This is a genomic window from Terriglobus roseus DSM 18391 (assembly GCF_000265425.1).
Classification (GTDB): Bacteria; Acidobacteriota; Terriglobia; order Terriglobales; family Acidobacteriaceae; genus Terriglobus; species Terriglobus roseus.
Genome location: NC_018014.1, coordinates 3,528,332 through 3,546,779, shown reverse-complemented (window position 1 = coordinate 3,546,779; position 18,448 = coordinate 3,528,332). Strand labels below are relative to the sequence as shown.

The following is an 18,448-nucleotide window of genomic DNA, read 5'->3' as shown; positions in this document are numbered from 1 at the left end:
TGCAAGTTTGGCGGCAGTAACGTCGCATGTGTATCCTGTGCCCGTGTCTAAGTCCAGTGAATCCCTGCTCCTGATCGGTCCGCACGCTGCCGCTCCTTCCCGTGTTGATCGCCGTGAATTCCTCAAAACCACCTCGCTGGCCGCTGGTGCTCTTGCGCTGGGGATGCCGGCGATTGTGCGCGGACAGCATCTCAACAGCAAGCTGAACGTTGCCTGCATCGGCCTCAGCGGCAAGGGTAGGAGCGACACCGACGCCTGCGCTGGGGAAAATATCGTCGCATTGTGCGATGTGGACACGGGAACCGAGGCGTACGAGACGCAGACCAAGAAGTATGCGAGCGCGAAGTTCTACAAGGACTTCCGCCAGATGCTGGACCAGATGGGCAATCAGATTGATGCCGTCACCATCTCTACTCCAGATCACATGCACGCGATTGCTGCAACGCTCGCCATGAAGAAGGGCAAGGCAATCTTCTGTCAGAAACCGCTGACGCAGACCATCTATGAGGCGCGCTACCTCCGCACCATGGCGCATGACAAGAAGCTCGTCACCCAGATGGGCAACCAGGGCAGCGCGTCCGAAGGCCTGCGTCGCGCTGTTGAGACCATCCAGGACGGCCTCATCGGGCAGGTGCATGAGGTGCATGTCTGGACCAACCGTCCCGTGTGGCCGCAGGCGATGGATCGGCCGGTCGGCGAAGATCCCATCCCAGCCACTCTGGACTGGGATACCTGGATCGGACCCGCTCCCATGCGGCCGTACGTTGGCAATCGCAATCCCAAGGATAAGAACGGCGTGTACACGCAGTTCAACTGGCGCGGCTGGCAGGACTTCGGCACCGGCGCGCTCGGCGACATGGCTTGCCACACCGTGAACATGCCGTTCCGTGCGTTGGATCTCGATTACCCGACGGAGATTGAAGCGATCCCTCTCGGCAAGATGAACAAGGAGTCGTATCCCGTCGGCTCCAAGATCCGCTTCGCCTTCCCGAAGCGCACAGCCCGCGTTCCGCTTGAGCATCCTCATCTGTTCCATCACAACCGCAAGGTCGAACACGATCCACTCACGCTGTGGTGGTACGACGGCGGTCAGCCGAACGAGGCGCTTCGTGGCGGACACGATCTGACAAATAAGCCGCCGGCAGAACTGACTGCTGACATCGTCGCGCTGCAGGGCAAGCTTCCCGATAGCGGCTGCCTGTTGATCGGCGATGGAGGCATGGTCTTCTCACCGGACGACTATGGCACGAACTTCTTCATCAAGCTGAAGGGCGATAAGGAATTTGTAAATTACCTGAAGCACCCTGCCATGGCGAAGTATCCAGAGCGACTGCCTCGTAATCGCAACGCCGGAAACCTGGTCCAGGCGCACGCGCTGGAATGGCTCAATGCCGTGAAGGAAAACAAGCCGGAGCTATGCTATTCACGCTTCGATGTTGCTGCACGGCTCGTAGAGATCATGCTGCTGGGCTGCGTGTCCCTTCGGGCTGGACAGAAGATCGAATGGGATGGACCCAGGATGATCGCGAAGAATTGCCCGCAGGCCGCGCCATTCATTCGGCGAGAGAACCGTTCTGGTTGGGTTCTCTCCTAAGATGGCGTGGTGGATATGCTGATACGTCATCACCGGCAACGGTGAGGCGGGAGCAGGGACGTGTCTGCGCACTCGTAAGGGCTGCGCGCTTTGCGCGAGCTGTCGAATATGTGCTGTCTTCCTGTTTGCGCCGTGGTGTCCTCGACCGCGGCGCAACAGAGTTACATCGCGCGGACTGGTTGAGACGACTGAGGTAGACTGCAGCAATGCGGGCAACGCTTAAAGATATTGCGGTGGCCGTTGGCGTCTCTGTGATCACGGTTTCCAAGGTGATGCGGGGTCATAGCGATATCGGCGCTGAGACACGCCGCAAGGTACTCGAAAAGGCAAAGGAACTCAACTTTCGCCCGAACCTTCAGGCTCGCTCCCTTGTCACGGGCAAGAGTCAACTCGTAGGCCTGGTCGTACCAGATCTGCTGCATCCCTACTTTGTCGAAATAGCACAATCTCTCGCGGCAGAACTTCGCAAGAAGGGCTACTACCTGGTCCTGTCTTCCTCCGAAGAAGATCGAGGACTGGAAGAGCAGCAGATGGAACACCTGCTTGCGTTGCGGCTCGATGCCTTGGTGGTCGCATCCTGTGCCTCTGAACCGCCTGCACTCTTCGGGCAGATCCAGCAGCAGGGCACGCCACTGATTCTCCTTGATCGGTCCTTTGAAGACTTTCCGTGCGATTTCGTCGGTTCCGACAACGTCCAGATGGGATATCTCGCAACATCCCATCTCCTGTCGAAGAAACGTAAAAGAATCGCTCACATCCGCGGTCCTGCAAGCTCGATTGGGCGCGGGCGTTATCAGGGCTATCGGAAGGCATTCGAAGAGGTTCGGCGAAAGCTCGATGACAGGTACGTTGTCGAAACGTCCACGGTCGATGTCGATAGCAATCTGGAGGGCAAGTTGGCCATGACTCGCCTGCTTGCAGTCGATCCAAGGCCGGACGCGGTCTTTTGCTACAGCGATCCGCTGGCGATTGGCGCCATCGATGCCATTCTGGAGGCGGGATTGCGCGTGCCGCAGGATGTCGCCGTAGTTGGCTGCGGCAATCTTCACTACGACACCCATCTGCGGGTGCCGCTGACAAGTGTCGACCAAAAGAGCAGGGAACTGGGCATGCGCGTTGCGAAGATGCTGCTATCCATCCTCAGCTCCGATCCGAAGGTGCGCCGTCCGCGGACGTCGATCCAGCCGGTCGAACTGATCCTCCGCGAATCCTGCCACTAGAACTGCTGCCGCTGGAACCGTCACCGATTCCGGGCATCGAGCGCCATCTACTGTAACGTTAACGTCAAGGTTGACACTCGCGTGGCGAGGCGCGTACATTCCCCCTCTATCAGAACAAAAACCTCCTACCGGCCAGGGAAGCTGCCCGGCGTGTGGGAAGGACGCAGTACCTTATGGAGGCGTATCGCATGTCTTTTCCCCGTCGTCACCCCTTTCGGTTGCCGCTCATCGCTGCAGCGCTTTCCCTCGCTGCAACCCAGCTATGTCCTGCACAGGTGCTGTACGGAACGCTGGTAGGCACTGTCACGGACGCATCCGGTGCACTTGTGCCAAACGCGCAGGTTCACATCGTCTCCAGCGCCACCGGAGATACTCGCACAGCGACTACCAACGACGCCGGCATTTACACACTCCCGAGTATCCCGCCAGGGGCCTACACCGTGTCCATCAGCGCCCAGGGATTCAGCGATTACCAGGCAACCGGCGTGATCGTGAACCCCAACAATGCGGTCCGTATCGATGCCACGCTGAAGACCGGCGGCTCGAACGAGACAGTCGAGGTCAATACGACCACGGCCGCGCTGCAGACGGATCGCGCCGATGTTCATCAGGAAGTGACGTCGGAACAACTGCAGTCGCTGCCGCAGCCCACACGGACATACCAGGGGTTGCTGGCACTCGTTCCGGGCGTCGCACCGCCGTCGGCGAACAATGGCGGAACGAACAATCCGATGCGATCCATGGTCATCAGCGCAAATGGCACCAGCGCAAGCGGCACGAACGTCCGCATCGACGGTGTGAGCGCCACCAATCCGTGGGTGCAGTTCTATACAACAGCGGTGCCGTCCAGCGACGCGATTCAGACGGTGAATGTAGTCACATCGACCTCAGGTGCAGACCAGGGCATGGCAAATGGAGCCGCGGTCAATGTGCAGTTGCGTAGCGGTACCAATAAATTCCACGGCAGCGCCTATCTTTATCACCTCGATAATCTGATGAAGGCCCGACCGTATTTTCTGCCGAAGACCTCGCGTCTGCCGAAGTACATCGACAACAATCCCGGCGGAACGATCGGCGGCCCGATCCTGCATGATCGCCTCTTCTTCTTTGGCAGTTACGAGGGAGACTTCCTTCACCAGGGCAACATCAATATCGCGACTGTTCCTACGGCTGCAATGCGTGCGGGAGACTTCAGCGGCTCTGCGAGTCCCATCTACGATCCGGCCACAGGGGATGCAAGCGGTGCGGGGCGCGCAGCGTTCGCGGGAAAGGTGATCCCCGGCAGCCGCTTCAACCCAATCGCGCAAAAGCTGATTGCCCTCATTCCCCAGCCAAACCTCGGCAGCGGAATTTCCAATAACTACTACGTCAATACTCCGAGCTACTACAAGTTGCAGAAGATCGACACGAAGCTGGACTGGAACGCCAGCTCAAAACTACACATCTTTGGCCGATTCAGTGACTATCCCTACGGCAAGACCCAGGGCACCGTATTCGGTCCAATCCTCGGCGGCTCCAATGCCGCGGAAGAGAGTGGCAATGTCTACGCGTTCTCGGTTTCCGCCACTTACATCGTTACACCGCACCTGGTGCTCGATGGCGTCTTCGGCCTGACGCATTCGCGCCAGCAACTGTCGCCGCCAAACTCGTCCACGCGCTACGGATCGGACGTTCTTGGTATCCCCGGTACGAACCTGGGTGATCTGCCCTCTGGCGGCTCCATTCCCCAGTTCAACGTCAGCAACTTCTCAAACTACGGCTATGATTATCCGGCGCTGATCTATAACGATCCCATCTTTCAGTACACCGGTAATGCCACCTGGACAAAGGGGAAGCACAACGTGCGCTTCGGCATGGAAGTGAGCCGGCAGCACATGAATCACAGTGAAGTGCAGCCCACTGGCTTCTCCTTTACCGGCGGCGCCACAGCATTGAACGGCGGATCGGCACCCAACCAGTACAACAGCTTTGCCGACTTCGTTCTGGGGCTTCCTTACACCGCGGCCAACAGTCTGCAAACGGTTCCAAACGTGACGCTCCGCACATGGATTCTGAATCCGTACATCGGCGACACGTGGCAGATACATCCACGCATCACGCTCGCGGTAGGATCTGGCTGGGAGTATTACCCTGTGCCGACTCGTGAGGACCGCGGCATCGAGTTCTTCGACCTGGACACGAAGCAATACAAGATCTGCGGCAAGGGCACGAACCCGGTCGACTGCGGTATCCACGTGCAGAAGACGCTCTTCTCACCCCGAGGGGGAATTGCGGTACGACTTACAGACCAGGATGTTTTGCGTGCCGGCTACAGCTTGAATCCCGAACAGATCAACATGGTTCGTGACGGACTCTACAGCTATCCCACCGAGATCACGACCTCCTACTCTGGACCGAACTCCTACACACCCTACCGCTCACTCAGCCTCGGTATCCCCACGATTACGCCGCCTGATATCTCATCCGGTGTTATCCCATTGCCAGCGGGTGTGACCTTCACCACATCCCCGAAGAACTTCGTCCGTGGTTACGTTCAGTCCTACAACATGACGTTCGAGCGTGACTTCGGACATCAATGGCTTGGAAGTGTGGGGTACGTCGGCTCCCACACCGTGCATCAGCACACGCGCTACAACATCAACTATGGTCTGCCGGGCGGTGGTGCAGCCAGCCAGCCCTTCAACAACGGCACGCTTGGTACGGGCAGCACCGGCTCTGAAGTGGTGATCTATCCCTACGAGCGCATGAACTATAACTCGCTGCAGGCAACTCTGCAGCACCGTTTAAGCAACGGCTCGCAGATACAGGTCGCTTACACTTGGTCCAAGTGGCTGGGTATTTGTTGCGATGCCAATGCTGACGGCGGACCGGCAATCCCGATCCCACAGTACTACCGCCTGAACTACGCTCGCATGCCTGGCGATCGCACGAACAATCTGCGCATCTCCGGTACGGCTGTCCTTCCATTCGGCAAGAACCAGATGTTCCTCAGTGACAATGGACTTGTCTCCACCATCCTTGGTGGTTGGCAGATCAATGGCATTGTCAGCTTCTACTCCGGTTCACCGTTCAGCCCATCGGCAAGTGGCGCATCACTCAATGCGCCGGGCAGCACCCAACGCGCCGATCAGTTGAAGGAACAGGTCGCAATCTACGGCAGTCCCGCCAAGTACTTCGACACAAGTGCCTTCGCACCAGTGACGACAGCACGTTTCGGCACCGCGGGATTCAACTCTCTGCGCGGTCCGGGCTACTCCGGTGCTGACCTCAGCATCTTCCGGACGTTCGCCCTCTTTGAGAACCTCACCATGCAGGGAAGGTTGGAGGCTCTGAACGTCACAAATACTCCACACTTTTCTAACCCCAACGGCAACGTCTCCTCGGCAGCTTTCGGAACCATCACTTCGACAAGCCCCGGATCACGAACGACGGACGAGCGCTATTTCCGGCTCGGCGTGAAGTTCGCCTTCTAAATGCACACCAGGGATGCGTCATCATCGTGACGCATCCCTCTCAACTCTTGATAGGACATCTCATTGGGACACAGGATCAGCCGCAGGGAGTTCTTCCCCATCGCCGCAGCAGCATCGAGCGCTCTCACACGCATAGGCTCTGCACAGTCCCATGCCCCGGTCGTAGAAGAGACACCCTATCAATTGTGGTTTCGCACGCCGGCGGCGGAATGGATCGATGCGCTTCCAATCGGCAACGGACGTCTCGGTGGCATGGTCTTCGGCGGCGCATTGGAGGATCACATTGCGCTCAACGAAGATACGCTGTGGTCCGGCTACCCACAGGACGGGAACAATCCTGCGGCAAAGAGCAAACTTCCATTAGTGCGGCAAGCCGTCCTGAAAAATAAGGACTATCACCTCGCCGATACCCTCTGCAAAGAGATGCAGGGCCCCTACAGCGCCGCATACCAACCGCTGGGCGGACTCCACGTCACGCTTCATCAGGAGGGGGAACTGGCGGATTACCGCCGAGACTTAAATCTGGACACGGCGATCGCTAAGACTACCTATCGGCTGGGTGATGTAAGCGTGTCAAAAAAGGCATTCGTCTCATTTCCAGATGACGTTCTGGTGATGCTCATCGAAACCACAAAGCCAGTGACAATGGAGATTCGTCTCGATAGCAAGTTGCGACATGAGGTTAGCGTCGCCGGTCATGCGCTGCAGTTGAAAGGGAAAGCTCCTGTTGTAAGTCGTCCCAATTACGTGAAGTCGCAGGATCCAATCCAATACTCGGACACGCCGGGGAAGGGCATGTTCTTTGCCGCAGGGGCATCCATCCACAGCGATGGTGTGACCAACGCAAAGGATGGCGCGCTACAGATTGCTAACGCAAAATCCGTAGTCATCCTGCTTGCGGCAGGAACGGGGTTCCGCGGTCATGGACTGCTTCCGGACAAGCCGATGGCAGAGATCATGGGTCGCGTTCAACAGACACTTGCCAACGCGTCCAGGAAGACGGCCGCTCAACTTGAGCGAGTCCACATAGCCGCACACCGTGCTGTCTTTCGCCGCACACTCCTCGACCTCGGCAAGCAGGACCTCACGCGTTCCACTGCGGAGCGCTTGAGCGACTTCGCTGCGCATCCTGATCCGTCGCTGCTGGCACTCTACTTCCAGTTCGGCCGCTATCTGCTCATTAGTAGCTCTCGGCCCGGAACGCAGCCGGCCAACCTGCAGGGCATTTGGAACGATGATCTGCGAGCGCCATGGAGCTGCAATTGGACGTCGAATATCAACATACAAATGAACTACTGGCTGGCTGAGACCTGCAACCTCTCAGACTTTCACGCGCCTTTTTTTGACTTGCTGCAATCGCTCTCAGAGACAGGTGCTCGCACGGCAAAGACGAACTACGGCCTACCCGGTTGGGTCTCACATCACAACATTGACATCTGGAGTTTATCCAGTCCGGTAGGAGAAGGTGAGGGCGATCCCTCCTGGGCGAACTTTGCCATGAGCGCTCCCTGGCTCTGCGCACACCTTTGGGATCACTACTGTTTCACGCAGGACCAGAACTTTCTGCGGACTCGTGCCTATCCCCTGATGAAGGGTGCTGCACAGTTTTGTTCCTCGTGGTTGATACCGGATGACCAGGGAAACCTTACCACCTGTCCCTCGGTGTCGACCGAGAACCAGTTCACGGCGCCCGACGGCAAACGCGCCAGCGTCAGTGCTGGTTGCACCATGGACATTGCTCTCATCCGCGAAATTTTCAGTAACTGCGCCGAGGCTGCAAAGGTATTGAATGTCGATCACGATTGGGCAAACCAGTTGCAACAGCAGAGCGCGAAGCTGGTTCCTTATGCTGTCGGTCAATATGGACAACTGCAGGAATGGTCCGTGGACTTTCCTGAGCCCGAGCCTGGCCAGCGCCACATGTCTCACCTCTATCCCATCTACCCGGGAAGTGAGTTTGACAGTGAGCGGACACCACAATGGATGGCAGCAGGGCGCGTGTCGCTTGAGCGTCGACTCTCGCACGGCGGCGCGTACACAGGGTGGAGCAGAGCCTGGGCCTCTAATCTGTGGGCGCGTATGGGTGACGGTGATCAGCTGTGGAACTCACTGCAGATGCACCTCATGCACAGCAGTGCTGCAAACTTTCTCGACACACATCCCGCAGGGAAGGGATCGATCTTTCAAATCGACGGGAACTTCGGAACGACGTCTGCCATTGCGGAGATGCTCTTACAAAGCCACAATGGCACCATTCGAATATTGCCCGCTCTTCCAAAGGCCATCCACACTGGTTCAGTCGCCGGACTGAAGGCCCGCGGCGACGTCACCGTAGACATCGCTTGGGAACAGGGGCGCCTTTCCAAACTCGCCTTCAGCGTGAAGCGTGCTATGACTGCTCGGGTGCTCTTGCCAGAGGGAACAAAACGCCCAATCGCATTTAACGGGACGAGCGGAAAGGCAGTCGTTGCAGGTGATAAGAGAGACTTGTCAATCAACTTTCCCGCTGCCGGTCGCTATCGCGTGAGCCTCATTTAGAAGCGTCTCACCATCGAGCTCCGAGCTCTGCTCAAGCTTCGTCGACTGCGATGGCGGCCGCATTCTGCGAGCGTTTTAGGCGAGTGTCTCGCGAGGGCGGTGCCTTCGTGCTTTTCGTGCGACCTCGGAGAGATTGCCCTTCACGCTGAGAAAGGACGGGTGCAGGTGCATCCGCCCCCTCCCGACACATGTCCCTCCGCAGCACCTTCCACATTCAGACGATGCCGGCTTTGCGTCGGAAGAACTTCGATGCATCTGCCGATGCTTTGCATAAGGGCGCCGTGCGACGCCATGGTGCGCCGCATCGTTGTGCGACGTATGACAGAGAGCTAATCTCCACTACGCGCAACTATGGGGACAACGCAGTAGAGCCGCGATGAAAACCTTTGACGCATAAATAAAGGATGCAATGACTTTCAGGAAACCCCTTCCCCTTGCAGTGCTTGCACTGTCATGCGGCCTTGGCCAGGCGCAAACCACCACGGGATCTGTCAGCGGTACCGTACAAGACGCATCAGGCGCCGTGGTTCCGAACGCAGTTGTGGCTGCGATTAATGCGGATACCGGTGTGCGCACAGAGGCCACCACCAACGGCGCTGGTGTCTACTCGATTCGCTTCCTCCCTATTGGCAGATACAAAGTTGAGGTCAATGCATCTTCCTTCGCGACCTTTGCCACGCCGGTCTTCCAGTTGGAGATCAATCAGAGTGCGAAGATCGACGCAAAGCTCTCCGTCAACAGCATCACCACGGTCGACGTCGAGGCATCCGCCGCACCCATCCTGAATACCTCCGACGGCGCCATCGGCCTCTCACTCAGTGAGAAGCAGATCAGCACCATTCCGTTGAATGGCCGGAACTTCTCATCATTGACGCTCTTCCAGCCAGGTGCCGTCAACACGGATCCGAACGGCCTCACTGGGGGCAATGCGCTGGAGCGCAACACATTCAACAACGGCATCGTCGCGCTCAACGGCAACCGCGCCCAGGCGAATAACTACACGCTCGACGGCATTGATATCAACGAAGGCCAGAACAACCTGATCGGTTACAACCCTGCGCCCGACGCCCTTGCCGAGATCCGCGTCGTGACCGCGAACGCCGGCGCAAACTATGGCAATGTGAACGGTGGCGACATCGTCTCTGTGCTCAAGAGCGGCACAAACCAGTTTCATGGTTCGGCCTATGCCTATCTTCAAAATCAGAAGTTGAACGCCAACAGTTGGGCGAACAAGAACCACCCGGATCCCGCCGACTTTCAGCCGATCAACCCCTACACACAGACTCAGTTTGGCGGCACACTCGGCGGCCCTATTCTGCATGACAAGCTCTTCTTCTTCGTCGATTACGAAGGCACGCGTCAGCATAAGGGTGGCACCAGCTCCGCTAGCGTTTTCACGGCTGCCATGCGCGGTGGTGACTTCTCCGCCGTGCCGAAGCAGCTCTACGACACGCAGAACAATCTCGCACCCTACGCGAATAATCGTGTGCGTGTTGTTAATCCCGTCGCGCAATATCTCTTTGCGCATCCTGAGCTTTATCCGCTTCCCAATGCGACCCCGGTTGATGGCCTCATCCAGAACAACTACATCGGCTTCACCCGCAGCTTCATCGTGAACAATCAGGGCGACCTGAAGATCGAATGGGATCCGCGGAACAACGACAAAGTCACAGCGTTCTACGCGCAGTCCACCGGGTCCGACGGCAGCATTGCCTTGCTGCCTATCTCATTTCCCGCACAGAACGTCTTCCCCACAAAGTTAGGTGGCGGAACATGGGTGCATACCTTTTCTCCATCCATCGTGAACGAGGGGCGCGTCGGCTTCACGCGCGTCCGCTGGGATCAGGGTGTTCCAACCGATCCCTCGGGCCTCTTCGGACTCACAGGCAATAAGGTTGTTGGGATCCCGTTCGGCACGCAACGCTATGTTGGCTTCTCCAACATAAATATCAGTGATAACTTCAGCAGCTTTGGTACGCCGGGTGCACCGCAGATCCTGCGGGACAACACTTTCTTTTATGAAGACAACGTAACCATTCAGCATGGCAAGCACCTCTTCACCATCGGCGCGCAGGCCATTCGCTATCAGCAGAACTACGCACTTAGTGGTGCACAGGGTTCGCTGGGCAGCTTCTCATATGGTGGCCAGTTCACCGGCGATGGCACCAACACCGGCTACAGCGGTGCGGATTTCGTACTCGATCGCGCCAACTCAGAGAGCATTGCCATCCCCGGTGGCAGCGGGCTCGTTGGCAACCGCCAATGGCGCACTGCCGGCTTCTTTCAGGATGACTGGAAGGCCACCGATCGCCTCACGCTGAACATCGGTCTTCGTTACGAGTATGACCAGCGTTGGAACGAAGTGCACAATCGCACCGCCAACGTGCTGCTCGACGGTCCGAACAAGGGCACCGTGGAGTACGCCGGCTCTGTGCCCGCTGGCGCGCCCGCCGGTTCCATCGTCTGCGACAACATCTCCTGCTATCAGCCCGCACGCAATCAGTTACAGCCGCGCTTCGGCTTCGCATTCCAGGCCACACCACGCTTTGTGCTGCGCGGCGGCTATGGAACCACGAGCTTCTTTGAAGGCAATGCGAACAACCAGCGTCTCACTTACCAGAATCCCTTCCTCGCCTTCGCACAGCCAAACGCAGCGACGCCGGTAGCTGCTGCGAATGGCGTGCCCTACTCGCCAGGTGCTCCTCTGCACGCCGCCAACGGTTTCACCATCAGCGATATCAACAACTCCAACGCGAGCTTCGGCGCATGGCCGCAGAATATGCGCCCTGCCTACATCCATCAGTTCAACCTCACGACGGAATACGAGCTCAACAACAGGCTGTCGCTCGCCGTCAGCTATGTTGGCGAGACCGGCCAGCACCTTGCCGACTATCGCAACGGCAACCAGCTCACGCTTGCGCAGGCTAGGGCGCTGAACGCTAATGGAGGCGTCGTAACCGCTGCCACCACGGCACCCTTCGCAGCGTTGGTCGGACAGACCGGTGCTCTCCTCATTACAGAGTCTGCCGCGATGTCTAACTACAATGCGGGCCAGGTGACGCTACGGGAACGAGGCGAACACGGCCTCACGTACACCATCAACTACACCTACTCCAAAGCATTGACGAATAGCGCTGGTAACTACACCGCTGCCAATATCAGAGGCCAGAACGGCGCCTACGAGGACGGCTATAACAGCGCTGCAGACTATGGTCTCGCAGGCTCAGATATCGCGCACAACGTATCGGCAGTGGTCGTGTATGCCGTGCCCTTTGGGCGTGGCCAGAGCTATGGCGGCTCCATCAACCGCATCGCTGACCTCGCGCTCGGCGGATGGTCTGTCTCCGGTTCTGTTGTCGCGTACTCCGGCTTTCCCCTCACCATCAACGGTCCGGGCAATACCAGCGACACCAATAGCTTCGGTGGCATGCGCGCCAATCGCTACCGCACGCTCAAGGTGAAGAACCGCACCGTCGATAACTGGTTTGGCACGGATCCCTCCGCGACTCCCTGCGCGGGGACTGACAACGGTATCTGCGCGTATGGTCCTGCCGCCGCCCTCAGCTTTGGTACGGCATCGGTAGGATCCGAGCGCGCCCCAGGCTATCTCGGCATCGACGCGTCGGTCTTCAAAGACTTCCACATTACCGAGAGCCAGGCATTCGGCTTCCGTGCGGACGGTTTCAATGTAGGAAACATCGCAAGCTACGGTAACCCGGACAGCAACGTCACCGACGTTAACTTCGGCCAGATCACCAACACGCGCAGCGCCTCACGCGTCATCCAACTGCAGCTCCACTACAACTTCTAAACAGCGGAAGAACTCCCTGATCAGGGAGCCTGCATAACTGTTCAGACGTCTCGTGAAGTCAACTTAGCCCGGCACCTTCCTTGTTGGAGAGTGCCGGGCTATCTACAAATTCTGGCAAGCAAACAGCGTGCAGATGGCGACACCATACAGATCCTGCTCCCGCCCTCATTCGAAACCATGGCGGACGACTAGGCGACTCGACCGCTCAAGCGCAACCGCAGGACGCGCGACACACCAACTCGCCGTCCAGTGAAATCCTCTTCGGCGCAGCTCTCCGCGACGCATCCTCGATCTGCTCGAACACCGCCACCACGCTTCGCCGAACCATGTCATCCACGGGCTGCCGAATCACCGTCAGCGGCGTCTGGACCAGCGAAGCATAGTCGAAGTCATCAAACCCCACCAGCGCACGACTGCTGCTCGCGACACCCACATCCTCGCACGCCTTCAGCACGCTCCACGTCGCCGTGTTGCTCAACGTCAGCAGTGCCCCCGGCTCACTCAATGCCAGCAACATCTCGCCGACGCGGTCGCGCAACTCGTCATAATCATCCGCTGACACAAGCTGTGGCCGCAGCCCCCGCGCTACCATGGCACCGGTGTATCCCCGCGTCCGCTCTTTGAAACTATCGATCTCCGGCTTCACCGTTATGCACGCCACCTGCGTATGACCATGCTGCAGCAGGTGATCCGTAGCCAGTCGTGCCGCCTCAAAGTTCTTCAAAACAACCGTGTCGACCTCATCCGCAAACCAGCGATCAAACGCCACAACCGGCGTCCGCGGCAGCATCTTCCGGACCCCATCCATCGTCGTGCCCGGCACTGCCGTCAGGATCACGCCATCGACCTTGTACCGTCGCAGCGTCGCCAGGCACTCTTCCTGCGCCGCCTGCTCCTCCTGGTGCGTCAGCAACAGCACCGCACACCCCCGCGCCCTCGCCTCTTCCACCATCAATTGAAACGCCCGGCTGAAGAAGGTATTCGCTACCTGCGGCAACACAACTCCGATCGTGTTGGTCCGGCCGCTTCGCAACGCCACCGCCGTCGGGTCCGGAACGTACCCCAGCCGCGTCGCCACCGCCCGCACCCTCTCCCGCAGCGGCTCACGGATATGCAACCCGCGAAAGTAGCGCGAAACAGTCGACGGACTCACGCCTGCAGCCTTCGCCACATCGGTCAGTGTCGGTAATCGTTCGAAATCGTCCATCGCGCCTCGTTGGAGCATACCGCGCAAAAACTGAAGCGTCGCGCACCCGCACCAACCGGGTAAAACCTTTTGACAGCCAGACTTTCCCGCTGCTACCGTATTTCCGCGCGGCAAAATATCCAGAACTGACAACGTTGTCAGTTGCACCGTAACCACCTCGATCGGGAGAAGGCATGCCGGAAACACGTTTCCATCGCACTCGACCAACGGCAAGACTCCTGATCGCGTTCGCAACAGCCGCCACCGGCTGCCTGTCCATCCCGGCGCAACAGGCGCAGGAGCCCGCCCGACTCTGGTACCGGGCACCGGCCCCGGTCTGGACGGAAGCTCTACCCATCGGCAACGGTCGCATCGGCGCCATGGTCTTCGGCGGCGCCAACACCGGTCCCAACAACGGCGACCTCGAAGATGCCGCAAAGAACGCCGACATCCTCTCCGGCGACAAGACCCGCGGCCAGGACGAGCACCTGCAACTGAACGAGTCCACCGTCTGGGCCGGCAGCCGTGCCGACCGCCTCAACCCCAGGGCCGCCGAGGGCTTCCGCCGCGTACGCGCTCTCCTCCTCGAATCGAAGGGAACCGACGGCAAAAAGATCGCCGAGGCAGAGAAGCTCGCCCAGGAAACCATGATCGCCAATCCAAAGGCGATGCCACCCTACTCGACCGTCGGCGACCTCTACCTCCGCTCATCCAGCAGTGAAGCCATCGCGGACTACCACCGCCAACTCGATCTCAAGACCGGCGTCGTCCGCATCACCTATCGCCAGGGTCCCGTCCACTTCACGCGAGAGATCTTCGCCTCAGCGCCCGACCACGTCATCGTCATGCACCTCACGGCCGACAGGCCGAACGCCATCTCGCTGACCGCCAGCATGGACCGCCCCGGCGACTTCGCCATCCGCGCATCGGGTCAGCGCGACCTCGTCCTTACCCAAAGTGCGACGACAAAGAACGCAACCCACTTCCAGGCGCAGGCCCGTTTCGCAACGCACGGTGGTGCAGTCCACGCAGACGGCGACAGGATCGTCGTCGAGAAGGCGCAGGAACTCACCGTTCTCATCGCAGCCGCCTCTGACTTCAAAGGCGGACCCATTCTCGGCGGCGACCCTGCGACACTCTGCGGCGACATCCTTGCAAGCGCTCAGAAGAAGAACTTCGCGGCCCTGAGCGCAGCCGCCACAAAAGACCAGTTCCGGTACATAGATCGCATGTCCCTGAGCCTCGGACCCGTCGACGCAGCATTGGCTGCCATGCCCACGGACGAACGCCTCAAGCGCGTCGCCGCCGGCCAGGACGACTTCGGTCTGCAGGCGCTCTACTTCCAGTACGCACGCTATCTCCTGCTGGGCTCCAGCCGCCCCGGTGGTCTCGCAGCAAACCTCCAGGGTCTGTGGGCCTCGGGTCTCAGCAACCCATGGGGATCCAAGTGGACGATCAACGTCAACACCGAGATGAACTACTGGCTCGCCGAAGCAGCCAACCTCAGCGAGATGCATCAGCCACTCTTTGACTTGGTCGGCATGGTGCGCGATCCAGCGTCAGGAACAGGCGTTAAGGTTGCGAAGGAATACTACGGAGCAAAGGGCTTCGTCATCCATCACAACACGGACATCTGGGGCGACGCCGAACCCATCGACGGCTACCAGTACGGCATCTGGCCCGACGGTGGCGCATGGCTCACGCTCCACGCATGGGACCACTACGCCTTCACCGGCAACAAGCAGTTCCTGCGGTCGCAGGCATGGCCTCTGCTGCACGATGCTTCGTTGTTCTTTCTCGACTACCTGACCGACGACGGCTCCGGACATCTCGTCACCGGCCCGTCACTGTCGCCTGAAAACAAGTACAAGCTCGCCGACGGCACCAGCCACTCGCTCACCATGGGACCCACCATGGACATCGAGATCGTCCGCGAGCTCTTCCAGCGGACCATGCAGGCCGGAACCATCCTCGGGGAAGACGCAGCCTTCCTCCAGCAGGTCCGTCAGGCATCCGACCGCCTGCCTCCATTCCACGTCGGCTCGCTCGGCCAGTTGCAGGAGTGGCAGCAGGACTATCAGGAGGACGCACCGGGACACCGGCACATCTCGCACCTGTGGGCGCTCTTTCCCGGCACGCAGATCGACCTCCGCCACACGCCCGATCTCGCCAGGGCCGCGCAGGTGTCGCTCGAACGCAGGCTCGCCAACGGCGGCGGCCAGACAGGCTGGTCGCGGGCCTGGGTCGTCAACTACTGGGATCATCTGCACAACGGGCAGCAGGCCTACGACAGTCTGCAGGTCCTCTTCCGGCAATCTACCTTTCCAAACCTGATGGACACGCACCCGCCCGGCGTCTTTCAGATTGACGGAAATCTGGGCGGTGCCAACGGCATGCTCGAGGCCCTCGTGCAATCGCGCTGGTACGCCGATCACGGCGAGGTCGACCTCATGCCCGCACTACCCACCGCCTGGCAGCAGGGCCACATCACCGGTCTGCGTGTCCGAGGCAATCAGGAACTCAGCCTCCGTTGGAGCAACGGAAAACTCGATGCCGTCACGTGGGTCGCGCATCAGGACGGCAGGTTTGAGATCGCCCTGCCACCCGGCCTGCATCTGCACAGCAGTCCGGATCTAACCGAACCAGCCCCCGGCATGGTCTCGCTCATGGCACACGCCGGCAAGTCGTATAACCTGCGTTTCGATTAATCCCCCTGCGGCACCACTGAGGTTTTTTGAATGATTCAAATCGATACGCATCACCATCTGTGGCGATATCGTGCGGAAGAATACGACTGGATATCCGAAGAGATGCAGGTACTGCGCCAGGACTTCCTCCTTCAGGATTTGAAGGCATGCCTCATCAGCGCATCCGTCGCCGGCACCGTCGCCGTGCAGGCAAGGGAGACCCTGGAAGAGACCGAGTGGCTGCTCGCGCTCGCGGACGAACCGCTCTCGCCCATCCTCGGCGTGGTGGGCTGGTTCCCATTCCTGTCTCAGGACATGAAGCAGATCGTCGATCGCTTCCAGCAGAACGCACTGCTGCGCGGCGCCCGCTTCATCACGCAGGGAAGACCGGCGGGCTTCATGGACTCCGATGCCTTCAATCAAGGCATCGCAAGCCTTGGTGGCACCGGCCTCGTCTACGACATCCTGATCTACCGCAATCAGATCGACGAGGCGACACGCCTGCTGGATCGCCACCCGAATCAACGCTTCGTTCTCGATCACATCGGCAAGCCGGCAATCCGCGACGGCGAGTTTGCGCCATGGAAAGACTCGATCGTGAAGATGGCACAGCGCGAGAACGTCTCTTGCAAGATCTCCGGCATGGTTACTGAGGCCGACTGGAAGGGCTGGACGAACGACCAACTCAAGCCCTACTTCGACACAGCGCTCGAAAGCTTCGGCCCCAACCGCATCATGGTCGGCTCCGACTGGCCGGTGCTCACGCTGGGCGCAAGTTACCCCCAGTGGTGGAACACGGTTCGCGGCTGGATCGCTGACCTCAGCGCCACCGAGCAGGAGCAGATCCTGGGCAGCAACGCGATCAAAATTTATGGCCTGGATACCTCCCGGCTGATCAAGGAACAGATGGGAGAGAAGGCATGAAGGCAGTAGCGCTTGTTGCGAGCGGAGACGCTCGCGTGGTGGATATCGCAGAACCGCAGGGTGCTCCCGGCGATGTTCTGCTTAAAGTCGAGATGATCGGCCTCTGCGGCACAGATCTGAACAGCTATCGCGGCCGTAACCCGCTCGTGACTTACCCGCGCGTCATCGGTCATGAGATCGCTGCAACGGTCCTGCGCGGCACGCCCACGTGTCCTGAGGGCACGCACGTAACGGTGTCGCCCTATACCTCGTGCGGTCAGTGCGCGTCCTGCCGCAGAGGCCGCTACAACGCCTGCCAGAACAACCAGACCTTCGGTGTGCAGCGCGACGGCGCCCTCACCGAGCTTCTCTCCGTCCCGGAATCACGACTCTATCCGTCAACGCTGCCACTGCGCGCGCTCAGCCTGGTGGAACCGCTCACCGTCGGCGTCCACGCAGTAGCACGTGGCCGCGTCACGTCCAGCGATACGGTCGCAGTCTTTGGCTGCGGAGGCGTAGGCCTCGGTGCAATCGCCGGTGCCGCAGGACGTGGTGCGCGCACCGTCGCCATCGATGTCGATGATGCCAAGCTTGAGACGGCTCGCCTCGCAGGTGCTACCGATCTCATCCACAGCGGTCGCGAAGACTTCCGTGCACGCCTCCGCGAACTCAACGAAGGCCGCGGCCCCGATGTCATCATTGAAGCCATCGGTCTGCCCGAGACCTTCCGCGCTGCCGTGGAAGAGGTCGCCTTCACAGGCCGCGTCGTCTACATCGGCTACGCAAAGGAACCCGTGGCGTACGAGACAAAACTCTTCGTGCAGAAAGAGCTCGACATCCTCGGTTCACGCAACGCTCAACCGGAAGACTTCCGCGAGGTCATCTCCCTGCTGGAGTCCGGTAAATTCCCTACGGAGAAGGCAATCTCCGCAGTCATCACCATGGAAGACGTGCCACGCATGCTTGCTGAATGGTCGAATGCACCCGCCGGGATCACCAAAATCCTCGTGCAGGTCAGCGCTTAGGAGAACCATCG

The 18,448-nt window shown here is 59.5% G+C and carries 9 protein-coding genes; 8 read left to right on the top strand and 1 reads right to left on the bottom strand.

The features are described from left to right. Positions 1-43: 43 nt before the first annotated feature. From TERRO_RS14420 to TERRO_RS14400, 5 genes are all read left to right on the top strand, one after another. The gene (locus TERRO_RS14420) at positions 44-1,594 is read left to right on the top strand and encodes a Gfo/Idh/MocA family protein (RefSeq protein WP_245536100.1); all 1,551 of its coding nucleotides are present in this window, start codon (positions 44-46) and stop codon (positions 1,592-1,594) included. A gap of 206 nt (positions 1,595-1,800) precedes the next feature. After that, entirely contained in the window at positions 1,801-2,814 is a 1,014-nt protein-coding gene (locus tag TERRO_RS14415) for a LacI family DNA-binding transcriptional regulator (RefSeq protein ID WP_014786425.1), read from the top strand. A 188-nt stretch (positions 2,815-3,002) separates the two neighbouring features. After that, positions 3,003-6,287, top strand: a complete 3,285-nt coding sequence (locus tag TERRO_RS14410; RefSeq protein ID WP_014786424.1) for an outer membrane beta-barrel protein — start codon at positions 3,003-3,005, stop codon at positions 6,285-6,287. Positions 6,288-6,350: 63 nt separating this feature from the next. Then, a complete protein-coding gene (locus TERRO_RS14405) occupies positions 6,351-8,825 on the top strand; it encodes a glycoside hydrolase family 95 protein (protein WP_014786423.1) in 2,475 nt (824 codons plus the stop codon). A 439-nt stretch (positions 8,826-9,264) separates the two neighbouring features. Further along, on the top strand, positions 9,265-12,636 hold the full coding sequence (locus TERRO_RS14400; RefSeq protein ID WP_245536099.1) for a TonB-dependent receptor: 3,372 nt from the start codon (positions 9,265-9,267) through the stop codon (positions 12,634-12,636). 205 nt (positions 12,637-12,841) lie between these two features. Here TERRO_RS14400 and TERRO_RS14395 read toward each other — a convergent pair whose 3' ends face one another. Next, complete coding sequence (locus TERRO_RS14395; protein WP_014786421.1) at positions 12,842-13,843, bottom strand: LacI family DNA-binding transcriptional regulator; 1,002 nt, start codon at positions 13,841-13,843, stop codon at positions 12,842-12,844. 173 nt (positions 13,844-14,016) lie between these two features. On the opposite strand from TERRO_RS14395, the gene TERRO_RS14390 reads away from it, so the two are divergent. The 3 genes from TERRO_RS14390 to TERRO_RS14380 are packed head-to-tail and all read left to right on the top strand — an operon-like array spanning position 14,017 to position 18,437. Continuing rightward, positions 14,017-16,530: a glycoside hydrolase family 95 protein gene (locus TERRO_RS14390; RefSeq protein WP_014786420.1), complete on the top strand. Its 2,514-nt coding sequence runs from the start codon at positions 14,017-14,019 to the stop codon at positions 16,528-16,530. Between the two features lie 30 nt (positions 16,531-16,560). Next, the gene (locus tag TERRO_RS14385; protein WP_014786419.1) at positions 16,561-17,433 is read left to right on the top strand and encodes an amidohydrolase family protein; all 873 of its coding nucleotides are present in this window, start codon (positions 16,561-16,563) and stop codon (positions 17,431-17,433) included. Continuing rightward, positions 17,430-18,437 carry a zinc-binding alcohol dehydrogenase family protein gene (locus tag TERRO_RS14380; RefSeq protein ID WP_014786418.1) on the top strand — a complete coding sequence of 336 codons (1,008 nt, stop codon included), beginning with the start codon at positions 17,430-17,432 and terminating at the stop codon, positions 18,435-18,437. Before TERRO_RS14385 ends, TERRO_RS14380 begins: the two co-directional genes overlap by 4 nt. The last annotated feature ends 11 nt before the right edge of the window (positions 18,438-18,448 follow it).